This window comes from Streptomyces sp. NPDC058086 (genome assembly GCF_042885015.1).
Lineage (GTDB): Bacteria > Actinomycetota > Actinomycetes > Streptomycetales > Streptomycetaceae > Streptomyces.
In genome coordinates, this window is the sequence record NZ_JBHVST010000204.1 from 1 (window position 1) to 8,469 (window position 8,469).

The 8,469-nt window shown below is 71.4% G+C and carries 7 protein-coding genes; 2 read left to right on the forward strand and 5 right to left on the reverse strand.

Annotation, left to right across the window (positions count from 1 at the left end; all coding sequences use genetic code 11):
- Positions 1 to 90: 90 nt before the first annotated feature.
- The 5 genes from ACFVWD_RS56330 to ACFVWD_RS56350 form a co-directional block, all read right to left on the reverse strand.
- On the reverse strand, positions 91 to 447 hold the full coding sequence (locus ACFVWD_RS56330) for a DUF6204 family protein (protein ID WP_389606793.1): 357 nt from the start codon (positions 445 to 447) through the stop codon (positions 91 to 93).
- 157 nt (positions 448 to 604) lie between these two features.
- On the reverse strand, positions 605 to 1,342 hold the full coding sequence (locus ACFVWD_RS56335) for a 2OG-Fe(II) oxygenase (RefSeq protein WP_389606794.1): 738 nt from the start codon (positions 1,340 to 1,342) through the stop codon (positions 605 to 607).
- 14 nt (positions 1,343 to 1,356) lie between these two features.
- Positions 1,357 to 1,866, reverse strand: a complete 510-nt coding sequence (locus ACFVWD_RS56340) for a methylated-DNA--[protein]-cysteine S-methyltransferase (protein WP_384916661.1) — start codon at positions 1,864 to 1,866, stop codon at positions 1,357 to 1,359.
- 271 nt (positions 1,867 to 2,137) lie between these two features.
- Positions 2,138 to 4,087, reverse strand: coding sequence for a phosphatase PAP2 family protein (locus tag ACFVWD_RS56345; protein WP_389606795.1), 1,950 nt, complete (start codon positions 4,085 to 4,087; stop codon positions 2,138 to 2,140).
- A gap of 298 nt (positions 4,088 to 4,385) precedes the next feature.
- Entirely contained in the window at positions 4,386 to 5,291 is a 906-nt protein-coding gene (locus tag ACFVWD_RS56350; protein ID WP_389606797.1) for an N-acetylglucosamine kinase, read from the reverse strand.
- A 320-nt stretch (positions 5,292 to 5,611) separates the two neighbouring features.
- Here ACFVWD_RS56350 and ACFVWD_RS56355 point away from each other — a divergent pair, with 320 nt between their 5' ends.
- Together ACFVWD_RS56355 and ACFVWD_RS56360 are read left to right on the forward strand one after the other, a co-directional pair.
- Positions 5,612 to 6,745 carry an ROK family transcriptional regulator gene (locus ACFVWD_RS56355; protein WP_389606798.1) on the forward strand — a complete coding sequence of 378 codons (1,134 nt, stop codon included), beginning with the start codon at positions 5,612 to 5,614 and terminating at the stop codon, positions 6,743 to 6,745.
- 274 nt (positions 6,746 to 7,019) lie between these two features.
- The gene (locus ACFVWD_RS56360; RefSeq protein WP_389606800.1) at positions 7,020 to 8,348 is read left to right on the forward strand and encodes an ABC transporter substrate-binding protein; all 1,329 of its coding nucleotides are present in this window, start codon (positions 7,020 to 7,022) and stop codon (positions 8,346 to 8,348) included.
- Positions 8,349 to 8,469 lie beyond the last annotated feature (121 nt).

Here is an 8,469-nt window from a genome sequence, read left to right on the forward strand (position 1 = left end):
CCCTCGTACTGGACGTACTTGGGTCTGTGCCCGGTGCGGCGAGAGTGCGTGCATGGCGTCGCGGGGCAGACGGGAATTTGACGACAGGGCCTAGGAGCCCTGCGCGGCGGCGCGCCGCTGCCGTTTGCCGAGTGGGGCCTGGGACAGGTCCTCGGCCTTCGACCTGAGGTTCTTGTATCCGTAGCCGCGCTCGGTCAGCCACGCCTCCGCGGCGGCCTCGGCGCGCTCGGTCGCCTCCAGGATGTCCTCCTCCGCCTCTCCCGAGTCCAGGAACCGGAAGGTGAAGGCGGGCCGGGCAGCGAGGTCGTAGCTGAGGTGGCCCTCGGGGGTGAAGGCGGCGTGCAGTACGTCGTGCTCGGACGCGCGGGCCAGGAGCTCGGCGCGTTGCTCCGCGCCGAGCCCGTCGAAGACGCCGCGGACGGTGACGCGGAAGGTACGTGTGCTCATCCGGCGACCCTAACCAGCGGGTTCGGTGGGGCACCACCGCGTTTTCCGCGAGGCGGCCCTCAGCCGAACATCACGCTGTGCGCAATGGACTCGGCGAAAGCGCGCCTCTCGCCGGGTACCGGCCTGGTCACTCGTCACCGCCGCTTCGGCGCGGAGGTCACGTGGCGTCGTGGAAGACCAGGCCCAATGTATGACGCCGCCCGGAACGGACGGTGCTCACGCCGTGCCGCATCGGTCCGGTCGACCAGCCGCGCCGGGACGCGACGGGCCGGTCGCGGGTGGTGAAGATCAGCCCGTGCCCCTGCGGGAGGGTCGTGGACGATCCCCGCGACTGCGCCCGGGGCCGCTGCTCGGTCATGATGAACTCGCCGCCGGTGAAGTCGACTCCGGGGGCGTCGAGGCCGATGACGACCTGGAGCGGAAACACCATCGCGCCGAACACATCGCGGTGCAGCGCGTTCCAGTCGCCGGGCCCGTAACGCAGCAGGATCTGAGCGGACTTGGCCTGCCCGGCCGCGTGGCACATCGCCACCCACTTCTCCAGGTCCTCGGGCCAGGGAGCGGGCTGCCGGAGCTTGTCGGCCCAGTCCCGGGCGACGGGCAGCAGCCGCGGATAGAACGCCTCGCGCAACTCCCGTACTACGTCCGGTAGTTCGTGGGTGAGGTAGCGGTACTGGCCGGAACCGAAGCGATGGCGGGCCATGTCGACGGTGGTGCGGAAGCGGTCGGTCTCGTCGTAGAGCGCCCTGATCCCGTGGCATGCGTCGGCGGTCAGCAGCTGAGCGGTCAGCGCGTGTCCGTGCTCGTTCAGCTCGTCGGTCAGTGTGGTCCAGTCGTCGGCCGCGACGCGGTCGGCGACCGGACCCGTCAGATGGGTGGTGTCGAGCGTGTTCATGATGGCGACGATCCTCAGGTGGCCGGGCGTGCGTGCTCCAGGTCCAGGAGCTGCTGCTTGCGCTCCAGACCGGCGGCGTACCCCGTGAGGGAGCCACTGGCGCCGATCACGCGATGGCAGGGGCGCACGAGCAGCAGCGGGTTCGCGCCGATCGCCGTGCCCACGGCGCGCACGGCGGCCCGCGACGCGCCGATCCGAGCGGCGATCTCTCCGTAGCTGACGGTAGTGCCGTACGGGACGGTCTCCACCGCCTTCCACACCCGCTGCTGGAAGTCGCTGCCCGCGCCGCTCACATATTCGATGTCGAAGTTGGTCAGCACCCCGTCGAAGTACGCGCGCAGCTGCGAGACGATCTCGGCGAACGCCTTCTCGTCCCTGGTCCAGCCGTCCTGGACGACGGCGCCGGACTTCTGGCCGGGCATGGACAGCGAGACCAGCGCCGTGCCGCCCTTCGCGGTGACCGACTCCTCGCCCACCAGCAGCAGCTCGCCCAGAGGGCTGTCGATCGTTGTGTACACCGGCATCGGTCGTGTCCTTTCGAAGTGTGTCTCCGCTGTCCACTCTGCGCCATGGCCGCCACCACGGCTGGCGGAAATCGGACGCGGCGCACGGAAACGACGGCGCACGGAAACGACGGCGCACGGAACGACGGCGCACGGAATGAAGGCGCACGGAATGAAGGCGCACGGGTCCGGCGCACGGGTCCGGCGCACGCGAACGAAGAGGACCCGTGGACCGTTCACGCACGGTCCACGGGTCCTGTCGCTCAGCTCGTCCCCCGGGCGGGGATCAGTGTCAGTGCCGTACGAGCCGTACGGACAGCCCGTCCACCGAGTACACGGGCACGGCCCGGTATCCGTCCGCCTCGACCGTGATCCGGGCGAACTGCCCTCGCAGCGACGACGTCCGGAGCACCGGGACGCTGGTGCCGGGGACCGGCGGGCGGTCGGCGTCCAGCCGCAGCGTGAGCGAGCTGTCCCGGCTCAGCACCACCCGTCGCTCCACCGTCAGTGCGGGCACGCGGCCCGCACGCAGCGTCGCCTCCAGGCTCGCGCCCGACGCCTGCGTGTAGCTGCCGCGCACGCGTACGGACGACGCCGCACTCACCCGCAGGGTCCCGCCGTCCACCCGCACGTCGCCGCAGCCCAGCGCATCCGACGAACCGGCCGTCAGTACGCCCTCCTCCAGCACGGTGCCGCCCGTGTGGGCGTTGTGGCCCGTCAGGGTCAGCGCACCGGTGCCGCGCTTGACCAGCCGGCCGCACCCGGAGATGTCGTTGCGCCAGGTGTCGGCCGCGCTGAAGCCCCCGTCGGCGGCGTTCATCGTCACGTTCACGTCGGACTCGAAGGCCCCGTACCCGTCCGCGGCCGCGAACAGGTTCAGCCGGCCCCACTGCTCGAAGCCGTCGAGCAGCACGTACCCGGAAGGCAGGGCGGTCGTGCGGAGCACCTCGCGGCGCTGGGCGGCGTCGAGGTAGGGCAGCCGCGTCTCCAGCAGGACCTCGGCACCCTTGGGCACGGTCATGCCCTCGGAGCGGCCGTGCCGGGTGAGGACGTAGGTCAGCCGGGGCGTGAGCGCGCGGGCGTTGGCGGCCCGGTCGGCGTACGGGTCGGTGGCGACGTCCGCCGAGTGCGCGTAGGCGTACAGGGTGTCCGCCGTCGAGCCGGTCTGCTGCTGGAAGTACGCGGCGGCCTGGGCGCGCGCCGCGGCCTTGAGGGCGGCGTTGGCAGGGTCGGCCAGCGTGGCGGCGGCCAGGGCCGTGGCCATGATCCGGCCGCCGATGACGTCGACGGTGGAATGCATGCCCGACATGATCCGGGTGTGGCTGAGCTCGTAGGCGCGCGCCACCAGCTCCTGGAAGCGCTCGGGCACCGCGTACGCGTACGCGAGCCCCGCCAGGTGGAAGGCGTTGGTGTGGCCGCTGGGGAAGCCGCCGTCGTCGACCGCGGTCGTGCCGCGCTGCCACAGCAGCTGCGGGGCGACGATCACGTCGGAGTCGTAGACCGGGAAGCCGAGCGTGTCGACCTTGCCCGTGTCGACGACCTCGCTGTTCTCGTTCATGCGCCACGGACGCGGGTACTGGAAGGCGTACTTGCCAGGGTTGCCGGAGGCGTACGGGCCGCGCACCGTGTCCACCAGCTCGGCGACCTTGCCGAGTGCCGAGTCGTGCGAACCGGCGCCCTGCGCGGAGCCCGCCGGAGCGTCGGCCGGCACGGCGTCGTTGATCTTGCCGGAAGGAGTGCCGTCAGGAGCGCTGGTGATGGAGGTGACCGCCTTGGCGCCCGCCCTGTACAGGGCGGCCAGCGGGCCCAGGCCGGCGATCATCGCGTAACTCTGGTGCTGCCGGTCGTAGATGAACGCCTCCTTCGCCTGCGCGTCGGTGCGGGCGTGCGTGATGCGGGCGCAGTAACGCATGTTGGCGCGCAGCACCTCGGGCATGAGCGGCGTGCCCGTGTTCCAGGCACCACCGGTCTTCCACACCTCGCTCATGCCACCGAGGATCCGGACCACCGCGTTGGTCTCGGGCGTCAGGTTGGTGAGGATGTTGGTGGTGTAGTCGTCCACGAAGGCGGCGGGGCCCGTCGCGGCCTTCGCGTCCGCGGCGGCGAGCCAGGTGACGACGGTCGGAGCGGCCAGCAGTCCCGCCGAAGCGCCGAGCGAGTTCCGCAGGAACACCCGTCGGTTCAGGGCGCGTTCACGGACGGGGACCGAGGGGACGGACTGCTGCCCGGCTGGTGACGGCATGGATGTGCCTCTCCTGAGTGGAATGGGGTCCTCCGACAGCCGGGTGAAGTCGTGAAGCGACTGTGCCCCTGTGGTGAGGACGAGTCATACGAGCGAAGATCTACGGCTGATTCATGTCACGCTTGCGAAGCGCGGGGGGCGGCGAAGTGTCGTACGGACGAATGCGCCGACCCTGTGCGCCCGCTGTACGGGCGAACGCGCCTCCGGCGCACGCTACTTGTCCGGCGCTGACACCGCGGCAACGCGCGCTGCCCCGCGAGGTGTCGGTCGCCCGCGAGCAACGCGCCACCTCGTCCCCTCATATGAGGGCATGCGCCAACGCCACGGCCCCCTCGACCGGCGCCGCCCGCAGCGGCCTGGGCCGTGCCCCGGGTACGGACTCGGTGAGTGATGTCGTGAAGGAGGTGTACAGGGCGGGTTGGGAGAGCACGGTGCTGCCGGCGACCACCACGTCGTCGACGGCGACTCCGCGCTCGGCGAGCCGCACGACGAGCGCGGCGAGGGACCGGCCCCCGTCCGCGATCACCGACCGCGCGATCCGGGAACCCCGCTCCGCGGCCGCGAACACGACGGGCGCGTGCCGACCCCACTCGGCCGACACATCCGTGGCGCTCTCCAACGCGGCGCCCAGGGCGGGCACCTCACTCACCCCGAACGCGGCGATGAGCCCCTGGGCGAGTTCGTCCGGGGCTTCACCACGGTCGTGCGCCGCCCACACGGCGCGCGCCGCTTCCCGTACGAGACCGGCGGAGCCGCCCTCGTCACCGAGCGCCGCACCCCAGCCGCCGACCTGTACGGCGCTGCCGTCGGCCAGTCGCCCCACCGCCACCGAACCGGTGCCGGCCACCAGACCGACACCCTTGTCCAGCCCCGCGGCGGGAACGAGGAGTTCGGCGTCGCCCACCACCATGACGGGTATGTCGAGGACCTCTCGCAGCGCGGCGGCGATGCCGGCGCACTGGCGGGGGGTCTCACAGGCGTGCCCGCCGACGGCCAGTGCTGCTGGGCGGGTGTCGACGGGCAGGGCCTCGTGGACCAGTGCCGTCAGCCAGCGGGCGGCGGCGGACGGTTCGTGCGGCCGCCAGCCGCTGCTCGGCCGGACGTGATCGGCGACCGGTTCCGCGCCGACGAGGGCGCGGAGATGGGTCTTGGTGCCACCCACGTCGATACCGACCACGAGCGGGGAAGAAGGAGTGTCCTGCACGGATCCTCTTTCGTCGTCTGGGCGAAGAGCGCCGAAGCACATGGCACTGTGCTGAGACGGCGGGCGAACCGTGTCTGGTCGAACAGGAGTTGAGCGAGTCGGGAAGCCCCGGGACGGGCTTCTTACGGAGCACGGCAGGCGAGTACCGGACTTCGTTAGGAAGTTAACTAACCAAGTACAGTGCGTCAAGAGTTGTCGCGCAGTCGATCAACGGGACGCCGCCGGAGGGCGGGACCGCGCGGCACGAGGGCATCGCATCGCCGCATTCCGTCACCCGGGGAGCGCGGCCCCTGACCCATGGGGGAACTGTGGAACACGTCGTGACTGAAGCCCCCCGCCTCACCGAGAGCGCCAGCGCGGTGTTCGCCGTCCTGGCCCAGGCCGGCAGCGCCACCCGGCCGCAGCTGGCGAGCCTCGCGGGGCTGTCCAAGCCGACGGTCTCCGCCGCCGTCGCGGAACTGGAGAGCGCCCGGCTGGCCACCCACTCCGGCACCGCGTCCAGCGGCACCGGCCGCTCCGCGGCCGTATACGGCCTGGGGCCCGCCTCCGGCTCGGTCCTCGCCGTCGACCTGGGCCCGGCCCGCACCCGGGTGCGCGGCTGCGCCCTGGACGGCACCCTGCTCGCCGAGGCGGCCACCCCGCGGGCCCGGGCCGCCGACGCCGTCCGCGAGGCGCTGGCCGCGCTGCCCGCCGGCGCCCCGCTGCGGGCCATCGTGGTCGCCGTCGGTGACGTCACCGAGACCGACCGTGCGGGCACCGGCATGCGCCCGGCGACCGCCAAGGCCGGGCCCGTCTTCGACGCCGTGTCCGTCGCGCTGCCGCCGGGCGTGCCCGTCCACCTGGAGAACAACGTCAACTGCGCGGCCCTCGCCGAACTGCAGGAGGGCGCCGCGCGGGGCCGTCGTACCTTCGGCTATCTGCGGATCGGCGTCGGTATCGGTCTCGGCATCGTCATCGGCGGCCAGGTGCTGCGCGGCGCCAACGGCGCGGCCGGTGAGCTGGCCCGGCTGCCGTATCCCTGGGACGACGACCGGGAGCCGCGTCAGGAGGCTCTGGAGGCCTATGTCGGCTCGCACGCCCTGCTGCGCCGGGCCGCCCGGGCCTGGCGGGCCGGTGACGGCCCGCGCCCCCGTACCGCCGAGCGGCTCTTCGCGCTGGCCGCCGCGGGCCGGGAACCCGCCCGTGGGCTCGTCGCCCGGCACGCCGTCGACGTGGGCCGGCTGGCCGCCGCCGTGACCGCCGTACTGGACCCTGGGCTGATCGTGCTGGGCGGCAGCACGGGCGCCGATCCGCAGCTCCTGCCGGGGGTGCGGGCGGAACTGGGCCGGCTCAGCTGGCCCACCGAGGTGGTCAGCAGCCAGATCGGGGATCTCGGTACCGTCGTGGGTGCCGCCCGGCTCGCCGTGGCCAAGGGAGTCCGAAACGTGACCGAAGGCGCGCAGGCGAAGGATTGACGGCTTCCTTATCGGTCTGCCAATGTCCGGACAAGCGCTTTCTAAGTCGGCCGGGACGTCGGCTTGGGGTGAGCGTCCCGGCCGTACGCAGACGTACGGCAGCCCGGCGAGGGCGTGCTCGCGGGCGGCGGCCGTCGAGGCCGGGGACCCCACCCGTCAAGGCGACACGGCCGGGCGAGGCCGTGCCCCCGGAAAGCGAAATCTCCCGCGAAATGCACCCGTGCCGCCTCGGCTGGCGCCGTGCTTCTTCCGCTACGACGAAAAGGGATTGAAGATGACCAGTGTGGGTGTGCGGCGCTCTCGCCGACTCGGCCGCGGCGGCATGCGCCGTCTGGCTCCTCTCGCTGCCGTGGCCACGGCAGGAGCCCTGCTGCTCTCCGCCTGCGGGTCGGGGTCCGGCTCGGGCGGGACCTCCAAGTCGCTGACGTTCTGGATCTCCACGGTTCCGGGGCAGGACGCGGGCTGGAAGAAGCTGGTGGCGCAGTACAAGAAGGAAACCGGCGTCAACGTCAAGCTCGTCAACATCCCCTACGACGGCTATCCGACGAAGCTGCACAACGCCGCGCAGGCGAACTCCCTGCCGGATGTTGCCGACGTGCCAGCCCTTGACCCGATCTGGTCGAGCAAGCTGATCGACCTCAGCTCCATCGCCAAGAACAAGACGAACAACATCAACGCCAACTTCCTCGCCAAGGACTCGTCCGGGAAGGTGCTGTCCATCCCCTCGGACGTCACCGCGTCCGGCCTGTACATCAACGAGACGCTGTTCAAGAAGGCCGGCGTCGCCGTCCCGGCCTCGCCCCAGAACACCTGGACCTGGACCGACTTCATCAAGGCGGCGAACAAGGTCCGGGAGAAGACCGGCGCCAAGTACTCCCTCACGTTCGACCAGTCGCCGTCCCGGCTGCGCGCCATGGTGTACGAGATGGGCGGGCAGTACGTCCACGCGGACTCCTCCGGCAAGTTCTCGGTGGACGCCGCGACCAAGAAGGCCGTGAAGTACTTCGTCGGACTCAACGACGACAAGACCATGCCGAAGTCGGTGTGGACCAGCGGCGCCGACCCGTCGGCCATGTTCCAGAGCGGTGACGTGGTCGCCTACTGGTCCGGCGTGTGGCAGGTGCCCGCCTTCGCGACGAGCATCAAGAAGTTCGACTGGGCGAGCGTCCCGACTCCCGCCGAGCCGGTGCAGGCCAGCGACGTCAACAGCGGCGGCATGATGGTGGGCTTCAACAACAACGGCGCCGCGGCCACCGCCGCGCAGAAGTTCCTGTCCTGGGTGTACGAGCCGGACCACTACCGCGAGCTGTGCGAGGCGTCCGGGTTCCTGCCCGTCGAGAGCGGTCTGAACCCGAAGTACCCCTTTACCTCCGAGGCAGCGCAGGCGGCGTTCAAGCTGTACAACGAGGAGATCCCGCTCTACGCCCCGATCTCGGGCTACTTCAACGGCGCGCAGACGAACTGGGTGCTGAAGGGCAAGAGCCTCACCACCGACCCGACCAAGACGGAGCTGGGCAAGGCGATCAACGGCCAGCAGTCGGCCGACAAGGCCCTGGAGAACATCGTGGCCGGCTACAACCAGCAGGTCGGCGGCGGATCGTAGGCCAGAGGGCCGGGGGGGGGGGTCGGGGCCCCCCCCCCCCGCCCCGGGGGCGCACCTGGTGCCGGGGCGGGGGCTTATACACCAATCCCAGCCCCCGCGACCCAGGTTAAAAGGGGATTGC

Excerpts from the sequence above, each read along its gene's own strand:
- ACFVWD_RS56330 (WP_389606793.1), bottom strand. The coding sequence starts at position 447 with ATGAGCACACGTACCTTCCGCGTCACCGTCCGCGGCGTCTTCGACGGG.
- ACFVWD_RS56335 (WP_389606794.1), bottom strand. The coding sequence starts at position 1,342 with ATGAACACGCTCGACACCACCCATCTGACGGGTCCGGTCGCCGACCGC.
- ACFVWD_RS56340 (WP_384916661.1), bottom strand. The coding sequence starts at position 1,866 with ATGCCGGTGTACACAACGATCGACAGCCCTCTGGGCGAGCTGCTGCTG.
- ACFVWD_RS56345 (WP_389606795.1), bottom strand. The coding sequence starts at position 4,087 with ATGCCGTCACCAGCCGGGCAGCAGTCCGTCCCCTCGGTCCCCGTCCGT.
- ACFVWD_RS56360 (WP_389606800.1), top strand. The coding sequence starts at position 7,020 with ATGACCAGTGTGGGTGTGCGGCGCTCTCGCCGACTCGGCCGCGGCGGC.